This window comes from Stenotrophomonas sp. STEN031 (genome assembly GCF_056759975.1).
Window position 1 is genome coordinate 112,474 of the sequence record NZ_JBRREA010000008.1, and the last position, 17,638, is coordinate 130,111.

At 62.4% G+C, this 17,638-nt stretch carries 17 protein-coding genes and 1 tRNA gene; 16 read left to right on the plus strand and 2 right to left on the minus strand.

Translation table 11 applies throughout. The annotated features are described in order from the left end of the window. Nucleotides 1-154 precede the first annotated feature (154 nt). The 10 genes from ACVOLQ_RS05780 (at nt 155) to ACVOLQ_RS05825 (ending at nt 11,550) form a co-directional block, all read left to right on the plus strand. Nucleotides 155-2,962: a phage tail length tape measure family protein gene (locus tag ACVOLQ_RS05780; protein WP_481527421.1), complete on the plus strand. Its 2,808-nt coding sequence runs from the start codon at nt 155-157 to the stop codon at nt 2,960-2,962. Between the two features lie 2 nt (nt 2,963-2,964). Then, complete coding sequence (locus ACVOLQ_RS05785) at nt 2,965-4,170, plus strand: hypothetical protein (protein WP_481527422.1); 1,206 nt, start codon at nt 2,965-2,967, stop codon at nt 4,168-4,170. Continuing rightward, on the plus strand, nt 4,160-5,002 hold the full coding sequence (locus ACVOLQ_RS05790) for a phage BR0599 family protein (RefSeq protein ID WP_481527423.1): 843 nt from the start codon (nt 4,160-4,162) through the stop codon (nt 5,000-5,002). Before ACVOLQ_RS05785 ends, ACVOLQ_RS05790 begins: the two co-directional genes overlap by 11 nt. Then, entirely contained in the window at nt 4,999-5,427 is a 429-nt protein-coding gene (locus ACVOLQ_RS05795; protein ID WP_481527424.1) for a hypothetical protein, read from the plus strand. Before ACVOLQ_RS05790 ends, ACVOLQ_RS05795 begins: the two co-directional genes overlap by 4 nt. A gap of 216 nt (nt 5,428-5,643) precedes the next feature. Continuing rightward, on the plus strand, nt 5,644-8,304 hold the full coding sequence (locus ACVOLQ_RS05800; RefSeq protein ID WP_481527425.1) for a phage tail protein: 2,661 nt from the start codon (nt 5,644-5,646) through the stop codon (nt 8,302-8,304). Between the two features lie 4 nt (nt 8,305-8,308). Next, nucleotides 8,309-8,791: a hypothetical protein gene (locus tag ACVOLQ_RS05805; protein ID WP_481527426.1), complete on the plus strand. Its 483-nt coding sequence runs from the start codon at nt 8,309-8,311 to the stop codon at nt 8,789-8,791. Beyond that, complete coding sequence (locus ACVOLQ_RS05810; protein ID WP_481527427.1) at nt 8,788-9,492, plus strand: LamG domain-containing protein; 705 nt, start codon at nt 8,788-8,790, stop codon at nt 9,490-9,492. Before ACVOLQ_RS05805 ends, ACVOLQ_RS05810 begins: the two co-directional genes overlap by 4 nt. A 140-nt stretch (nt 9,493-9,632) precedes the next feature. Further along, nucleotides 9,633-9,815 carry a hypothetical protein gene (locus ACVOLQ_RS05815; RefSeq protein ID WP_481527428.1) on the plus strand — a complete coding sequence of 61 codons (183 nt, stop codon included), beginning with the start codon at nt 9,633-9,635 and terminating at the stop codon, nt 9,813-9,815. Continuing rightward, nucleotides 9,812-10,957 carry a GNAT family N-acetyltransferase gene (locus tag ACVOLQ_RS05820; RefSeq protein ID WP_481527429.1) on the plus strand — a complete coding sequence of 382 codons (1,146 nt, stop codon included), beginning with the start codon at nt 9,812-9,814 and terminating at the stop codon, nt 10,955-10,957. The genes ACVOLQ_RS05815 and ACVOLQ_RS05820 overlap by 4 nt, the downstream gene beginning before the upstream one ends. Continuing rightward, nucleotides 10,948-11,550 carry a formyltransferase family protein gene (locus ACVOLQ_RS05825; protein WP_481527430.1) on the plus strand — a complete coding sequence of 201 codons (603 nt, stop codon included), beginning with the start codon at nt 10,948-10,950 and terminating at the stop codon, nt 11,548-11,550. The genes ACVOLQ_RS05820 and ACVOLQ_RS05825 overlap by 10 nt, the downstream gene beginning before the upstream one ends. 101 nt (nt 11,551-11,651) lie before the next feature. On the opposite strand, the gene ACVOLQ_RS05830 is transcribed toward ACVOLQ_RS05825, so the two are convergent. Both ACVOLQ_RS05830 and ACVOLQ_RS05835 read right to left on the minus strand, forming a co-directional pair. After that, nucleotides 11,652-12,440, minus strand: coding sequence for a M90 family metallopeptidase (locus ACVOLQ_RS05830; protein WP_481527437.1), 789 nt, complete (start codon nt 12,438-12,440; stop codon nt 11,652-11,654). Next, the gene (locus ACVOLQ_RS05835; protein ID WP_481527431.1) at nt 12,407-12,697 is read right to left on the minus strand and encodes a hypothetical protein; all 291 of its coding nucleotides are present in this window, start codon (nt 12,695-12,697) and stop codon (nt 12,407-12,409) included. Before ACVOLQ_RS05835 ends, ACVOLQ_RS05830 begins: the two co-directional genes overlap by 34 nt. Before the next feature lie 125 nt (nt 12,698-12,822). On the opposite strand from ACVOLQ_RS05835, the gene birA reads away from it, so the two are divergent. From birA to ACVOLQ_RS05865, 6 genes are all read left to right on the plus strand, one after another. Continuing rightward, entirely contained in the window at nt 12,823-13,788 is a 966-nt protein-coding gene (gene birA / locus ACVOLQ_RS05840; RefSeq protein ID WP_481527432.1) for a bifunctional biotin--[acetyl-CoA-carboxylase] ligase/biotin operon repressor BirA, read from the plus strand. Continuing rightward, a complete protein-coding gene (locus ACVOLQ_RS05845) occupies nt 13,785-14,522 on the plus strand; it encodes a type III pantothenate kinase (protein WP_481527433.1) in 738 nt (245 codons plus the stop codon). The genes birA and ACVOLQ_RS05845 overlap by 4 nt, the downstream gene beginning before the upstream one ends. A gap of 9 nt (nt 14,523-14,531) precedes the next feature. Beyond that, nucleotides 14,532-15,347, plus strand: a complete 816-nt coding sequence (locus ACVOLQ_RS05850) for an SPOR domain-containing protein (RefSeq protein ID WP_481527434.1) — start codon at nt 14,532-14,534, stop codon at nt 15,345-15,347. 105 nt (nt 15,348-15,452) lie between these two features. Next, a tRNA-Thr gene (locus tag ACVOLQ_RS05855) sits at nt 15,453-15,528 on the plus strand. A 172-nt stretch (nt 15,529-15,700) separates the two neighbouring features. Further along, nucleotides 15,701-16,918 (plus strand): tyrosine-type recombinase/integrase, encoded by a 1,218-nt coding sequence (locus ACVOLQ_RS05860; protein WP_481527435.1) that lies wholly within the window; start codon nt 15,701-15,703, stop codon nt 16,916-16,918. Nucleotides 16,919-17,422: 504 nt separating this feature from the next. Further along, nucleotides 17,423-17,587 (plus strand): hypothetical protein, encoded by a 165-nt coding sequence (locus tag ACVOLQ_RS05865; RefSeq protein ID WP_481527438.1) that lies wholly within the window; start codon nt 17,423-17,425, stop codon nt 17,585-17,587. Nucleotides 17,588-17,638 lie beyond the last annotated feature (51 nt).

A 17,638-nucleotide genomic window follows, 5' to 3' on the forward strand; every position in this document is an offset into this window, starting at 1 on the left:
CTACCGACAGATCCAAGCGTTCTTCCGGGAGGAACAAGCTCAGGAGCGCCGAGAGCGGCGCAGGAACCTTGTCGATATCGCCGCGGCGATGGTGGGCGGAAAACCTGCCGAGAAACACCTGCAAGAACTTAGAGATACCGAGGACTGACCTGCAATGAATACCCGCACCATGAATGTCGCGCTGCGCATCGCAACCGACCTCGACGATGCGGTGCAGGAGGTTGCGGCGCTGGATCAGCAGCTTGATGGCCTGAAGGGGGCCGGCCAGAACGCTGCTCAGGGTCTTAATAGCGCCGCCACAGCTTCGACCAAGAACAGCAGCGCCAACCAGGGCAACGCAACATCAGCCAAGGCTGCGGCAGCCGGACAGACCGCCTTGGGCGCAGCGACCCAGAAGACAGCGGCCATCCAGCAAAAGGGCGCAATTAGCGCCGCCCAGCACTCCATGGCGATGCGCCAGCTGCCGATGCAGATCACGGACATCGTGACAGGTCTGGCCAGTGGGCAAACGCCTTTCATGGTGGCTATTCAACAGGGTGGCCAGTTAAAGGACAGCTTCGGCGGCGTTGTGCCGGCAGGTCAGGCATTAGCCGGAACCATTTCAATCGCCGCGACTGCTGCAGTGGCGGGTGCAGGTGCCATCGCCATGATGGGGGCCGCCGCTTACCAGGCGGCAGCAGAGCTGGACAGCCTGGACAGCGCGGTCACTATGCTCGGCGGCCGCTCGGGCGGTATGGCCCTGACCGTTGGCATGTTGCAGGACATGGGCTTTGAGCTGGACAAGCTCGAAGGCGTAACCATGTCCAGCGCCATTGAGACGCTGGAACAGGTGGCCGCGACGGGGCAGTTCACCGCCGAACAGATCGAATTGATCGGCACCGCTGCTGAACGCATGCGGGCGTCAGCGGCTGGCAGTGTGGAACAGACCATTGCTGCCTTCCAGAAGCTGCGCAAGGACCCGGTTGCAGCGCTGCTGGAGCTCAATAGCACGCAGAACTTCCTGACGCAGGAACAGCTAAGAAACATCGAGACCCTGGTTGAACAGGGCAAGCAGCAAGATGCTGTCTCCGAAGCATTCCGCCTCTATGCAGGCTTGATCGAAGAGCGCACGCCCCGGATCGGCGAGAACGTGACCTGGTTAGCGGCGCGCTGGCGTGACCTGAAACAGGCCCTTGCCGAGACCTACGACGGTGCCAAGGACCTGTTCCGCGATATGCCGGACGCGCAGCGCGCCCTCGAGTTGCAACAGAAGATCAATTACCTGCGCTCGACCATCGGCACCGGACATGAGCCGCTCGCCGATACCGAGGGGCAGGTAAAACGTCTACAGGCGGAGCTGGATGCTTTGAACTCCGCCCGGAATCAGGCTGCCAGCGCCCCGGCGGATACTGTGGACTCCGAAGCGGAGCTGGCCAAGCGCGAGGCAGAGAAGAAGCGTGAGGAGGAGCGCAAGGCCTTCTTTGGTGCCGAAGTCCGCTACCTCAACGACAGCGCAAAAAAGAAGCGGGAGATCGATGCGGTCAACGAGCAAGTCAACCGCAAGATCATCAGCCAAGAGGAAGCTACTAAGCGCATCGCCTTGATCGAGGCCGACTACGCAGCGAAGGGAAAGAGCCGGGGCGAGCAGAAGAAGACCGATGCCCAGCGTGCGGAAGAGAGTGCCCAGCGCGAACTGCAGAGCTTGCAGAAGGAAGCTGCAATGCTCGGTGCGATTGAGGAAGGTCAGAAGCGTGCCAGCAAGGAAGCCGCGATCCGGTTCGAGATCGAAAATGGCGGCTATCGGGCCGCATCCGCGGCAGCCAAAGCCGCTCTGATCGATGCGGCCCGCCTGGTCGACCAGCGGCAGGCCGAGCGCGTGGCGGAGGAAGAGAAGCGCCGGGAGTTCGAAAAGACCGAGCGCGCCTACGAGCAGCTGCAGGAGCGCCTTCGTACACCCACTGAAGCCGCAGTTGATGGAGTTATCAATCAGATCAAACTGCTAAACGAAGCCTTGGCCCAAGGCGTTGACATCGCGGGAGGCTATCAAGCCGCATTACATCGCATAGGTGATGTAGCGATGAAGCCGCTGCCTGACTTCAGAGGAGAACTGTACCAATTCGGCATCGGCGATCCGGAGGCTGATCGTATGGCTGACATGCAGCTTCAGCTGCAACAGCAATATGAGATGCGGCGCGAGATAATCAACGCAGCACTGCAGCAGGAGAACGCTGACCAGGCTTATTGGCACGAGCAATCCGAAGCGCTGGAAGCGCAGCACCAGCAGTCACTCAACAATCTGGCCATCGCTGAAAGCCAGATGCGCCTGATGCAGGTATCAAACGCATTTGCCCAGATGGCTGATTTTGCCCGCACCTTCGCCGGTGAACAAAGCAAGACCTATCAAGTGCTGTTTGCTGTCTCCAAAGGTTTCGCCACGGCCCAGGCGCTTATCGCGGTCTACCAGAATGCGGCCGAGGCCAGCAAACAAGCAGGCGGCTGGCCGTACAACATTCCGATCATCGCCGGAGCTATTGCTCAAGGCATGGGCATTCTCGCGCAGATCAAAAGTGTGAACGTAGGAAGCTACGCCACCGGCGGCCGCATAACCGGGGCCGGCACCGGCACCAGCGATGACGTACCCCTTTGGGGTTCGGCGGGCGAGTTCATGGTTCGCTATGCCGCCGCCAGCCAGCCAGGCGCGTACGCGTTCCTGGAGGACTTCAATCAGCGCGGCATGGCCGCCGTCGACGACTGGCGCTCATATGCCGAAGGCGGCGTGATCACCGCCGGCCCGGAGCCCCGGGGCCAGTTTGGCGAGGGTGTGGCCAGCCGCGCTCCTGCAGTTAATAACAGCATGCACCTGTACAACTACTTTGACCTGGACTCGCTGGCGCAGGCGCTGGCCAACCACCCGACAATCGAGAAGGCCGTCGTCAACTATGCCGGGCAGAACGGTCAGTCCATTCAAGCGGAGTGGAGCTGATCATGGGCTTCACCGCAGGAACGCTCCCGATCTGGCCGGTGCGTCCAAACTGGTCTGAGGGTGTGCAGGAGTCCTTGGCGTGGTCAACGGAGGTGCTGCGAGCCACGGCCACGGCGCGTACATATCACCGCAGCCTGCGTCTGACCCCCCGCCGCGCGTTCTCATTCCGCGTGGGTGCCAATGCCGGCACCAGGCGCCTTGCTGCGATGCTGCTAGCGGGCTATTCCGGCCCCTGGTTGCTGCCGATCTGGCCAGACGTTCAGCGTCTGGCGATGTCGATACCCGCCGGCACTCTTCACATTCCATGTGATCCCACAGGCCGTGATTTTTCTGCCGGTGGCAAGGCGCTGATTTATACCGACGCCACCCGCTGGGATGTAGTCGATATCGACCAGGTCGCAGGCGATCACCTGCAACTGGCCGTGACGACACCCACGCAGGCTACCGCTGCGGGTACGCGGTTGTATCCGCTGCGCCGTGCCCGTCTCGCTGGCAGTCCGGAAGAAACGATGCGCAGCGATGATGTAAGCCGCAGCACGTTGAGCTTTGATATCGCTGAGGCCTGCAGCTGGCCAGCGCTTGCCGAACTGACCATGCACCTTGGCCACCCGGTACTGGATGCCCGGCCGGATGAAAGCACCGACCCGGACAGCAGTGTGGAGCGTCTCCTGCAAAATGTGGATTACGGGACTGCGCTGCCCTTCGTGCATGATCTTGCGCGCGCGGGCCTGCGGACACAGAAAAGTACTTGGAAGCTTCGCGGCCGAGCGCGACACACCTGGTTTCGTTCACTGCTCTACACGCTTTCTGGCCGCGCCATGCCCATGTGGTTGCCGAGCTGGGCTGCGGACCTGCGGCCGATCGGCACGGTGTTGGCCAACAGCCCCGCGCTGCAGGTCGAAAGGGTCGGCTATACGCTCTATGGGCTCGGCCGCCCCAACCGTGGCAGCCTGCGAATCGAGCTGCAGGATGGGACCGTGCTGTACCGCCGAATCATTGGTGCCACGGCTGGCGTCACCACAGAGACGATAGTGCTGGACCAGCCGCTGGCCAGCACCGCGATCCCAGCAACGCGGATCCGCCTGATCTCTTTCCTCGCTCTGTGCTCGCTTGCCAGCGACGAGGTCGAGATCGAGCACGTCACCGACGTCGACGGTCTGGCGAAGGCCACTCTCGGGTGGCAAGCGGTGGTGCCCGATGCCCTCTAATCGCTTCGGTCGCAAGCCTGTTCACCTGTTCGTCTTTACCCGCCAGCTCCTCACCTGGCGCTACTGCACTGCTGACCGCGACCTGGTCATTGGCGGCAACACCTATCTCAGCGCACAGATCGAACGGGGTGAGATCAAGCAGACGGCTGAGCGCGCAAAAGACAAGCTGAACATTAAGTTCGCGTACCTGCTGGACCCGGCGGCACCTGAGTATCCCGCCACCCAGGTGCTGGGCGACAACTGGTGGCCGTATATCCCAACAGACACGATCAATGTCGTCTGTCTGGCATATGACGAGGGCACTGGAGCAGCGCCGGCAGTCGAGTGGATGGGCGAGGTGACACAGCCCAAGCTCTCCGACACTGCGATGGAGCTTGTCTGCGAACCGAGCAATGGATTTTCCCGTGCTCGCAATCAGGGGCCGAAGTGGCAGCGCGGGTGCTGGAAGACACCGTATTCCACTGGTCCACGGGGCTGCAATCTGAGCCTTGATGCCTTCAGGGTCGAAGCGGTGGCCGCCGATGTGGCTGGGGCGACGGTTAAGGCGGCAGAGTTTTCCGCCGTGCCCTTCAGCCTCGGTGGTGGGTATATCACTTGGACAAGCGCCGCGGGGCTCCTCGAGCGGCGCTCGATCATTGGGCATACCGGCGACAGCATCGCCCTGTTGTTCGGAGCTTCCGGCCTGCAAACAGGAATGGCCGTCAACGCCTGGCCAAGTTGCCCGCGCACGTGGGCGGGCTGTGAGGCAAGAGACAACACCGACAACTACGGTGGCAGCGTCTACAAGCCAGTCAAGAATCCGATGGATGGAGTATCGATGTCGTGGGGATGAACCTTATCCAACACTGCCGCAAGAAGGCCCATGTCTATCGCTGGCAGCTGCGCTACTGGTGGATGGACACCAAGTCAGGCCATGCAGCGAATGTCATCGTCTTCTGCATGGCGATACTGGTCATCATCGTGCAGTTCATAGGCATCGCAATGGCCTCCTTGCTGCCTGCGCCTGCTGGTGAGCCCGCCAAAGCCGTCTACTGGTGGGTGGTGCAACTGGTCATCGCCATCGTTGCAGCGGCCGTGGCGTACTCAATGCGGCCCAAGACGGAAAGTCCGAAGCCGCAGGCAGGTGCCGCCCCTGTTGTCAACGATGGACTGGCGGTCAGGCATATCGGTGGAACCCGATGGGTCGATGACTCATTCCTGCTGGCCTGGAAAGTGGTTGGCACCATTCCGATCAAGACGAAGGGCGGTAAAAAGTGAGCGATCTGATCGTCACGACACGCCACCTCTTCACGATTCAAGGCTTCAGTAGAAGACGTGGCTTTTGCCGTAGTGGTGCTAAAGCGTTCTTCGAGCGGCATGGTCTGGATTGGAGCGCCTTCGTTGCCGGAGGGATACCCGCTGCAAAGCTTGAGCAAACTGGCGATGGTCTCGCGCTAGCGCTTGTTGCGTGGGCGCGAGAGAGTGAGGGCCGCAATGGGCGGTAAAAGCAAAAAGGTAACTGTCGGTTACTGGTACTTGCCGGCATATCACGCCGGCATCTGTGTCGGCGAGATTGACGCTTTTCTTGAATTTCGCGGCGGCGATGCACCCGCGTGGAAAGGCGAGGCAACTTGCAGCCAGACCATCAGTATCAATGCCCCGAACCTGTGGGGCGGTGAGAAAGACCAAGGCGGCATCGTTGGCGACGTCGACCTGATGTTCGGCGAACCTGGGCAGCAGCCGAATGCCTATTTGAAGAGTGTGTTCGGACCCCAGCAGCCTGCTTGGCGTGGTCTGACGACCCTTGCTTTCAAGGGGGGGAAATACGGAGCAATGAGCCCGTACCCGCAAAAGGCCAGCTACAAGGTGCGAAAGATCCTGCAGGGCTGGGACAGGCCTTGCTGGTATCCAGAGAGGGCGGCCATCTTTATGCCTACGAACGCGCCTCCAGCGTGGCACGTCATCGCTGAGACGGTTGATTTTGATGCGAATAACGCCGCTCAGGAACCTGAGGGTTCAGTTGATGCTTACTTCATCGGGGGCTTGAAACCGGATGACACCGTTGAGATAACCCAAGCGTTGGGCGGCCAGCACCTGGCGTGGTCGCGGTGGTTGGGATACGGCACAGATCCTGGGTACTACAGCGGCCCTGTGACAGACCCCCTCTGGTGGAGTGCCTTCCGCGTTCGCAACGCGGAGGGTGTCTATTCGTCATTTCGTACGGATAGTTCCATGACTGCAGAAGCGGCCAAGGCGGCTGCCGTGGCAGCCCCTCCGGTTCTCTTGACGGGCTCAACCTCCTATTGGATCTATCTGCCGGACAACGTGCTTTTCAATCGCGGGGGGCTATCGCTGCGCATACGTTTGAGGTCGCGTGGGTTGACGGCAATGAACCCGGCGCACGCGCTCTACTACGCGAGGACGCATTCTGACATCGGGCGCGAGCCTATCGAAAACATGAACGACGCCAGCTACCGGGCTGCAGCTGACAAGCTGCATGCGGAAGGATTCGGCATCTGTTGGGAATTTGACCCTTCATCAGAGAGCCTGGAAGAGTTCGAGCAGCGGATTTGCAAGCTTATTGGTGGTGGTGTCAGCCGCAGCCTCATAGACGGGCAGTACTACCTCGACCTTGCTCGCGGGGACTATGAAATAGCGAATCTTCCGGTCATCACTGATGACGACATTCTTGACTTCAACCTGCAGCCGGCCACGCTCGACGGAGCTATCAATAGTTTGAGCGTCAAGTACTTCGACCCCGAAACAAAGGAAGAAATCGTTACGCCTCCTGCCCAGGCGTTGGGGTTGATCGACGTTTTCGGCACGATCCACCAAGTAACCGAGTACCCGGAGATACCTACAGGGGCCTTGGCGTCACTGATCGCTGAACGGGACCTCCGTTCAATGTGTACGCCGAAGGTCGTCGTGGACCTCTCTTTGATCCCCGATGACTTGCGAGATATTCGACCAAACCAGTACTTCCGACTAAAAGCACCCAAACGTCGCATCGCCGACATGGTGTTCCTGCTTGGTGAGGTTCAAGCCGGGACATTGAAGAGCGGCGCAGTCAAGTTCGCTGCCGCCCAGGATATTTACAGCCTGCCTGCAACGGCCTTCGTCGACGTGGAGCCTGGCGTTGACACACGGCCAGATCCAACGCCATACCCGATCACGGCACAGGCCGCGTTTGAAGCCCCATACATTGAGTTGGTGCAGCGCATTGACCGGGCAAATATGGATGTCATGCCGGCGGACGCCGGCTACCTGCTGACTGTTGCGGGCCAGCCCACGGAAGGTGGACGAAGCTATGAATTGGCTGTGCAGAGCGCGGGTGGGGGCTATGAAGGCGGTCAGATCGGTGACTGGTGCCCGATGGCCATTGTCGCGGGGGACCCGCTGCTGGACCTGCTTCTGCCTGACCAGGCTGTGGTTCCGCTCACTGCGTTCATTCGCCCAGACCAGGTAACTATCGGTTCGGCCGCGCTTTGGGACGCTGAACTCGTGCGCGTTGATGCTATCGGGGAGGGTTCCGTCACTTTGGGGCGCGGGTGCGCGGACACTGTGGCCGCGAAGCACATGGGTGGATCAATTGTCTGGTTCTATGACGATGCGGCGTCATCCGATCTCATTGAATACACCGACACCGAAACGATTGCTCTGAAGCTCCTGACCAACACAGGACGTGGGCAGCTTGCGGTCGAAGAAGCAACCCCGCTTTCCGTCACCTTCTCTGGGCGCCAGGCTCGCCCCTATCCACCTGCGCGCGCAACCATCAATGGTTCTGCAGCGCCGGTTGAAATTTTTGAAATCGCGGAGGTTGCCTGGGTACACCGGGACCGTCTGGCCCAAGCTGATCAGCTCATCGACCAGAGCATCGGGAGCATTGGCCCCGAGCCCGGCGTGACGTACACAGTGCGGTGGTTCTTGGGTGGGGTCTTGGCCCACACAGCCTCTGGCGCTACCGGTACTAGTGCCAGCTACGCTCCAACTGCAGATGGGCCGCTACGCGTAGAAATCGAAGCTATCCGTGATGGCATAGCAAGCTGGCAAATGCAGGTCATCGAATGCGATTACCGAGTCACTCCCTACAGCGATTACGTCGACCAGAGCGGCGATGTTTATGCCGACCAGAGCGGCGACATTTACAACGGATAGAACGATGGCCATGAAACGCTTTGATGCAAACCCACAGCTCGCCACCTTGGCTGGTACCGAGGTCATTCCGGCAACTTCGGTTGCCGCTAGCACGGCCACCGGAGGCGACCCGGTCGCGGCGGGCACGGATATCAAGATTCCTGTCCTACAGTTGCTCGGCCTGCAGGTTCACTCGGTCGCGGTGGTCGCTGGCGCAGCGACCATTGATTGTGGCAACGGGCTGCATCGGAACCACACCCTGGTGCTTGGGGAGAACGCAACCCTGTCGTTGTCCAACCTTGCACCGGCTGGTTATGCGACGGAAGGCGAGATTCGCATCGTGCAGCCGGCCTCCGGCGGGAAAACGCTTGCCCTTCCGCCGTCCTTCAAGCCGCTGGGGGGCAGTGATACCGCTGTGAACGCAGCGGCCAATGGCGTGACTGTCCTGTCGTACAAGACGATGAATGATGGGACCACGGTGGAGTACGCAATGCAGGAGGTTCCATGACATTGCGCCGCCTTCTAATTGCTTCAGCTCCCTCAGAAGTTGACCCGTTCTATTCGCAGGTAGTAGCGCTGCTTCAGTTCAACGGCAGCCAAGGAAGCACGTCTTTTGCTGATGAGAAGGGCAATGTCTGGACGCCCTTCGGCAACGTGAAGCTGGACACATCAATGAAGCTGCACGGGACTGCGGCGGCTGTCTTCGACGGCAGCGGCGACTACTTGCAGACGCCGGCCAAGACGGCTTTGCAGTTCGGTAGCGGGGATTTCACGGCAGAGTGCTGGTATCGAGCCGCTGTGAACCCGGTTAGCACGCAACACATGATCGGTCAGTGGGACGGTACATCACAGCTCGCGTGGACGCTTTGTTCGTACGCTGGCGGCGGCTTGAATTTTGGATCTACGGTCTCTGGCACATATTTGAGTGACCGCAGTGTTTTCAAGGATGCAGCGATAGTAGCTGGGCAGTGGTACCACATCGCGTGCTCACGCGAGGGCAATGTTTTCCGCCTTTTTTTGGGAGGGCTGAAAGTGGCCGAGAAGACCCTGACCGGTCCAATATTCACATCTACTGGGCCATTCAAAATAGGCGGAAACACAAACAATCAATGGGTGAACGGCCACATTGATTCGTTGCGCGTCACAAAGGGTGTGGCGCGCTACACAGGCGATTTCATCCCGCCTGCCGGACCATTTCCTACCAAGTAAAAACAGGGCGGCGGTTCGACACCGGCAAGTGCCGAACCGCCGCCGCAACACACCTGATCTCACCAGGTGGCATTGGCCGAGGCCCTGCTGCTCCGCGAAGCGGCTGCAGTCTCGGCGATACCCATCGCAGAAGGTGAGACATGCAAAGCAAGACGGCAGCGGCCCCGACAAAGGCCGCGAAGAAGTCCCCCGGCCGGAACGGCTACAAGTACAAGCAGCAGTTCGGCATTGTCGTGGTGTGCGACGACGAGCCCGCCCAGGCCAAGGCATACGCCCGCCTGCAGCGTGCGGGCTTCAAGCGGCTGAAGGTGGTGACCGTATGAAGATCGAGGTCAACCATTCCTGCGCCGACTTCCAGAGTTACCGGGCCGCGCGGGTCAAGTCGCTGTTCAACTGCGAGTCCGGTGCTGAGTTCCGCCTTTCGACCGAGCTGCCGATCGACGACGACTGCTGGCAGGTGGGAGTCGTCGTCGGGCCCTCGGGGTCGGGCAAGACCAGCATCGGCGCGCGCGTGTTCGGGCCTGGTGCTCTTTGGCGGCCGCGCTGGCCGAAAGACGCACCGATCATCGACGCCATCGCCTCGGACGCCGCCTTCGATACGGTGCCGGCGGCGCTGTCTGCTGTCGGTCTCGGTTCGGTGCCTGCATGGCTGCGGCCTTACCAGGTGCTGTCGAAAGGCGAGCAGTTCCGGGCCGACCTGGCGCGGCTGATCGCGGAGCGGCCGTCCAGGGCGGTGGTGGACGAGTTCAGCAGCGTGGTGGATCGCCAGATAGCCCAAGTTGGGGCGATGGCATTCGCCAAGGCGTGGCGGCGCGGTCCCGGCCAGGCGGTGTTGCTGTCGTGCCACTACGACGTGCTGGACTGGATCGAGCCGGATTGGATCTTCGACACGGCCTCGGGCGCTTTCGAGCGCGCCGTGGCCGGGAGGCGTCTTCGACGCAGACCGGCCATCGAGTTCGACCTATGGGAATCCGATTCCCGCCATTGGGCGGCATTTGAGCCGCATCACTATCTGAAGTTGCCACCCATGATCGCAGCGACCTACTACGTGGCCACCGTTGCCGGTAAGCCGGTCGCCCACGTCGCCGTAGGTACCCGTGCGGGGATGGTCGAAGCGCGTGCCTGCAGATTGGTGGTGCTGCCCGAGTGGCAGGGAGCTGGTATCGGCCTTCGCTTCCTGCAGGCCGTGTGCGAACGGTGGCTGCAGGGAAACAATCGGTATGGCATCAGGGTGCCCACGCTGTTCCATACCAGCCACCCCGGGCTGTGCGCGGCGCTACGGCGCCTACCGGGCTGGACGCAGGTCAGTGCAGCGCTGGTGGGGGGGAACAAGGCGAGCAGTGCAAAAACGATGCTCGAATCGAGAAAGCGCGGCCGTATGGCTGCAGCGGGTAGTGGATATGGCGGGCACTTCCGGGCCGTGCAGGGCTTCCGCTACCTCGGGGAGGCCGCCGCATGCGTGTGATGCTGATAGGCCAATCGTGGCTGGGTAGCGAGGTGCTGGCGCTGCTGCTCGATCATGGTCATGACGTGGCGTCCGTAGCGACGCCAGGTGGCGGCCGGCTCCATCTGGCGGCCGTCAATGCCGGCATCCCGGTGGGGGATCCTGGGCGCATTCTGGCGCCCTCTTGGGTACCGCCCGGCGTGGATTTGATCGTGGCGGCTCATGCCCACTGCTTCATCCGAAAGGACACCCGGGGGCGGGCGCGGTTCGGGGCCATCGGATACCACCCCAGCCTGTTGCCTCGGCACCGAGGCCGCGATGCCGTGCGTTGGACGATCCACATGCGCGACCAGGTGGCAGGGGGAACCGTGTATTGGATGACGGATCGTGCGGACGGCGGTCCCATCGCGGCGCAGGACTGGTGCCATGTCCACCCTGACGACAGCGCGGAGAGCCTATGGCGGCGTGAGCTGGGGCCGATGGGCATCCGGCTATTGGGCGGGGTAATCGATGACGTGGCGGCAGGACAGCTGGTGAGGGCGCCGCAGGACGAATCCTTGGCGACCTGGGAACCGGCATTCGACAGGCCGGCGCTATCGGCAGGTCGCGGGTAGTATTGCCGCTCGTGCAATATCCTTGCGCCCCCGGCAATTTTCGCCGGGGGCCATTTATCTCACCAAGGCGGGCGATTTATCGCGCGCCGTTACACCTTGCTCTACCGCAGCCCGGCTTCAACCGGTCCGTAAAGCCGCCGCAGATGCGCTGCCACTGCCGGCATCGTCTGCACCAGCAGTTCCGGTGCGGAGAAGTGGTACTCACTGACTACCGCAAAAAACTCCTCCGGCGCTTCCGCCGCATAGGGGTCAATCACGGTTTCGACCTCCGCATCCACCTGCGCGCAGAACGCGTCATAGGCCTGCTGGAAATCCCGCGCCCATTGCCGCTGCCATTCGCGCGGCAGCGGCGGTGTGCCATCGATGGCGCCATCCAGCGCATCGATCTTGTGCGCCATTTCATGCACGGCCACGCAGAAGCCGGCCTGCGGATCGGCGATGTCAGCCTGCACATCGGCCCACGACAGGATCAGCGGGCCGCTGCCCCAGGCCTCGCCGATCAGCTCGTCGTCCCACTCGTGCAATACCCCGGCCGCATCGGTATGGGTCTGGCGCACGCGGAACGCATCCGGGTAGACCACCAGTTCCGACCAGCCATGCAGGCCTTCGCGACCGAACTCGATCAGCGGCAGGCAGCACAGCGCTGCCAGCAGCATGCGCTGGCCGGCATCCAGCTCCAGCCCGGCAACCGGGGTGATGGTCTTGCGCTGCAGGAACAGCTCCACCAGCGCCCGCAGCTTGCGCTCGCGCTCGGCGGACAACGTGGACAACCACAGGCAGTGCCGGCAGGTCTGCTGCCAGAGTGCGTCATCAAGTGGAGGCGGCGTGCGCTGCCACCAGCGCAGCAACGACTGGATCAGCGGAACATCCCGGGCAACAAGCGGTGCCAGCGCGGTGCACGCAGGCGCGGCAGCAGATCCTCATCGCTGCCACCACCGGCAGCAGCACGGGGGGTAGCGGTCTTGGCCGGTGCGGGGGTGGCCGGCGGGGCGTTGGCAATGCCAACCGCGGCGGCCGGGGCCGCCACCCGCTCCACTTCGGCCGGCGCGTAGCTGCACGCACTTTGGCCAGCGCCGCCGAGCGCGTCCGAAGCCTGCGCTGCAACCGGCGCCAGCAGCAGGATCAGGCAATGAGCGAGGTGGCGCATCGTCAACATCCAAGGGCGGGCGAATTTCCGATTCTAGCCTGCTTTTTCTCCGGAATTGGGAGCCGACGCTGGGCGCTCCCCGGGCCTTGCCGCATAATTTCCCGGTCTGTTGTGAGGAAGCTGCTGTGGATGACCGCCAATTGCTGGCCAAGCTGGGTGCCGGGGCGTTGTCCGGCGACGCGCTGGCGCGTGAGCTGGGATTGACCCGGGCGGCCGTCTGGAAGCGTATTCAAGGGCTGCGCGCCGCTGGCGTGGTGATCGAAGGGCGCGCTGGCGACGGCTATCGGCTGGCCCAGCCGCTGGAATTGCTGGACCCGCAACAGATCCGCACAGCCCTGCCGGCGGCGGTACTGCCGCTGCTGTCCGGGTTGGAAACAGCGTGGACTTTGAGCTCGACCAACACCGAATTGCTGCAGCGCAGCGCACCTGAGCGCGGAACCGCGGTGCTGCTGGCCGAACGCCAGACCGGAGGCCGCGGCCGTCGCGGCCGCCATTGGGCCTCGCCGCTGGCCGCACACATCTATCTTTCACTGTCGCGCGGCTTCGGCGGCGGCCTGTCGCGGATGGGCGGGCTGAGCCTGGCGGTCGGCGTGGCGGTGGTGGAGGCGCTGCATGCGCTGGGTTTCAAGCATGCCGGGTTGAAATGGCCCAATGACGTGGTCGTGGACGGCCATAAGCTCGGTGGCCTGTTGGTGGAAGGTGGTGGCGAATTCGCCGGGCCGGCGCGGGCGGTGATCGGACTGGGTTTGAACGTGCGCATGCCGCAGGCCAGCGCTGCCGACATCAGCCAGCCCTGGACCGATCTGGATACGCTGGCCGGCGCCGAGGTATCGCGCAACACCGTGGTGGCGGCCTTGTTGGCTTCGCTGCTGCCGGCACTGGAACAGTTCGAGCAGCATGGCCTGGCGCCGTTCCTGCCACGCTACGCGACCATGGATGTACTCCAGGGCCGCGCGGTGCGGGTGGAGGAGGCCGGTGTACTGCACGATGGCGTGGCCTGTGGGTTGGCCGAGGACGGCGCGTTGCGGGTGGAAATTGAAGGGCGGGAAACCTGTTTCCATGCCGGCGAAGTCAGCGTGAGGGCGGCATGAGCGATTGGTTGTTTGACCTGGGTAACTCGCGTTTCAAATTCGCATCGCTGCACGGTACTCGCGCCGGTAGCGTGCAGGCCTGGGCGCATGGCGCCGAGGCGATGACTGCCAGCGCGTTGGAAGCCCTGCCGCAAGGCGATACCGCCTGGGTAGCCAGCGTTGCTTCGGCGACCTTGACCGAAGAAGTCATGCAGATACTGCAGGCCCGCTTCGCCAAGGTGCAGGTGGCCAAGACCCTGCCGCACTGTGCGGGCGTAACCGTGGCCTATGCGCGCCCCGAGAAATTCGGCGTGGACCGTTTCCTGGGATTGCTGGCGGTGGCACCGGCACAGCACTCGGTGCTGGTGGTCGGTGTCGGCACCGCCCTTACCATCGATCTGATCGACGTGGATGGCCTGCACCGTGGTGGCCGCATTGGTGCGTCGCCAACGGTGATGCGTGAAGCCCTGCACGCACGCGCCATGCAACTGCCCGCCACGGGCGGTGACTACGCCGAGTTCGCCAACGACACCGCCGATGCGCTTGCGTCCGGCTGCGATGGTGCCGCCGTGGCACTGGTCGAGCGCAGCCTGCGCCAGGCGCAGGTACTGCTGGGCAGTGCGCCGGCCTTGGTGGTGCATGGTGGCGGCGCGTTGCCGTTGCTGCCCTTGCTGCCCGACGCCGACTACCGACCGGCATTGGTGCTGGATGGGCTTGCGCGCTGGGCTGTTCACCACGGCGCGTGTGACCGGTAGGATCACCGCATGCTGACCCGTCTCCTTATCGTCCTGCTGGCCATCCTCAACGTAGGTGTCGCGCTATGGTGGATGGCGCCGCGCGCTGAGCCCGTCGCTGTCGTGTCGCCTGCCGAGCCCGGCGTCGCCAGCCTGGAAGTGCTTCCTTCGCCGGCGCCAGGCAACGTCGGTCCAGCAGCCCCGGTCGCTGCTGGAACCGAGGTTTCCGCGACTGCACCGCTCACCGCGGCACCTGCTGTGGCCGCAGCTGCGGAAGCCAAGCCGGCGGCACTGCCGCCAGCGGCCACTGCAGCGGTCGAAGCCAAGCCCGAGCCGGCCAAGCCCGCCGAGAACCAGCCCGCCGAAATCAGGCCGCCAGCCGTGGTGCAATGCGCCAGCCTGGGTCCCTACGCCACGCAGGCGCAGGCGCAGGCGGCGATGAGCGCACTGGGCGCCGATGCCGCACGCCCGCGCCTGCGCGAAGTGCCCGGCAAGGCAGCCAGCAGCTACCGGGTGCTGATCGCCCCGGCCGCCTCGCGCGAGGAGGCCCAGGCCACGGCCAAGCGCATCGTCGAGGCCGGTTTCAGCGATTACTTCATCGTCTCCCAGGGCGAGGAAGCCAATGCCGTTGCCTTGGGCCAGTACCGCAACCGAGAAGGCGCCGAACGCCGCCTGGCCAGCCTGACCGCCGCCGGCTTCCCGGCCAAACTGGCCGCCAGTGGCACCGAAATCGCCCCCAGCTGGTGGGTGGACACTGCTACCGCCGGTGCCGCCACCCCGGCCAGCCTGAAGCAGCGTGCCGCTGCGGCCCAACAACAGTCGTTGGATTGCGCGCGTCTGCGGTAGAATGGCGCGCCCCGCCACGGCGGGGATCGGGAAGCACCGGTCTCGGCTGGGCTTTCCCCAGGTTGCAGCGCTACCATCGCGCAACCGCAGCACGTAACACGCCTTGCCGCTTTAGCTCAGTTGGTAGAGCAACTGTCTTGTAAACAGTAGGTCATCCGTTCGATTCGGATAAGCGGCACCATCGCCTGATCCTATGGCGTCCAGGCAAGTCCAGAATTCATACTAAGCCCGCAGAAATGCGGGCTTTTTTGTGCGCTTTGGTCCGAGCTTGTCCACGTACATCCAGCGACGTTGGGGGTACAAGTGGGGGTACATTTCGGAAAATGGAGTTCAGCAAGGAGGATGTACCCCCAATGGGTGCTAAGCAATTGACAGATATGGCCGCGCGCAACGCGAAGGCTAAGGACAAGCCTTACAAGTTGGCAGCAGGAGCAGGCCTCTACCTGCACGTGATGCCCAACGGTGCGAGGTACTGGCGGATGAAGTACCGCTGGGATGGCAAGGAGAAGCTACTGGCGATCGGGGTGTACCCCGAGGTCTCACTGAAGGAAGCCGGTGAAGCCCGGGATCAGGCTAGAGCGAAGCTTCGTGCAGGGCATGATCCCTCCGAGCACAAGCAATTGAGCAAGCTCACGTCCAAGCTGTCAGTGGATACCCGCTTCCAAGCGATAGCCATTGAATGGCTCGAGTCCCGGGGGGACTTGGCACAGTCAACGCGAGAGAAGGCGGCGTGGATGCTTGAGACGTATGCCTTCCCTTGGTTGGGCAAGAGGCAGATCAACGAGATTGGCACTGCTGAGGTATTGGCGGTGCTGCGCAGATTAGAGGCTCAGGAAAAGATCGAGTCCACGCAACGTCTTCGCCAGATCTGTGGGCAGGTCTTTCGCTACGCCGTGGCCACCGGAAGGTCGGATCGTGACCCGACCAGTGCTCTTCGTGGTGCTTTGAAGACGGCGAAGAATAGGCACTACGCGTCAATAACCGATCCGGCGAAGGTTGGTGAGCTGATGCGGGCAATTGATGGGTACACGGGGCAGTTCGTCACGCAGTGTGCGCTCCGCTTTGCTCCCCTGGTCTTCACTCGTCCGGGTGAGTTGCGTAAGGCGGAGTGGGTAGAGTTCGATCTTGCTGCGAAGCAATGGAACATCCCTGGAGCGAAAATGAAGATGGGAGTAGCTCACGTCGTTCCGCTTTCCAAGCAGGCAGTTGCAGTACTTGAGGAACTGCGACCCGTCACGGGGAATGGACGCTATGTGTTTCCGTCCGTTCGGAGTTCAAGGGATCCAATGAGCGAGAACACCGTCAATGCAGCTCTTCGTCGCCTGGGCTACGGGACTGACGATATGACCGGGCACGGCTTCCGAAGCATGGCGTCCACTTTGCTTCATGAGATGGGATGGACATCAGATGCGATCGAAAGACAGCTTGCTCACTCTGAAAGAAATCCCATCAAGGCTGCCTACAATCGGGCGGAGCACTTGCCTGAGCGCAGGAAGATGATGCAGGCGTGGGCGGACTACTTGGACAAGTTGAAGGTAAAAGGGCAACCGTCTCTAAAGTTGGTTGGCTAATTTTTTTGACCGGCTTTTTCAAACTTCCCTGCGCGGCTACTGCCGCGCAGGGTGTCCTTCCGAAGCTGGTGATGAAATCGTAAGGCCCCGTGCCACTACCATACAAAGCAGGCAGACGTGGGTGCGGGGCCTTGGGAGCCGTAGAAGAGGCGCGCGTAAGAAAGGGTTGAGCAGGCCACAACGGCGCTAGCGCTGGACGACAGGGTGCCTCGTGAGGCCAGGGCGGGAAACGAGTGCTCAGAACCCCGACTGAGGCAAGGAGCGAGGCGAGATCGCGTCGCTGCTGAGCCAGCATTGCAGGAGATCTGAGCGGTCCGCGGCTCACATTGTGAGGCACCGGGAGAAGAGGCTAAGCATGACCTGTGGGCACTGGAATTAGTATTCGGTGACTCCGGCATGTTTCACGTGATCCAGGCTTCTGTTCTACGGTGGTGACGTGGGACAATCAAAGGTGGACTTTTCTGACCTGTTTGGGTCGTTTCATGAGCAGGAAACCCCCTTTGTATGAATGCTGTTGAGATCGAACAGGCGCTATCAGACCTTGCTGCGCAAGCTTTCGACCGCGCGGAGCTCCCGTTTCAGTTTCTGGCTGCGTTCGGCAACAAGACAACTGAATCGCCCCGGCTTCTCCGGAGGCCATTTCGTTTGAGTCACGCCGCGATGGCGTGACCCGTGTTGCCGGCGTAGTACGCCGCCTCCGCTTCCGCCGGGGGTATGTTG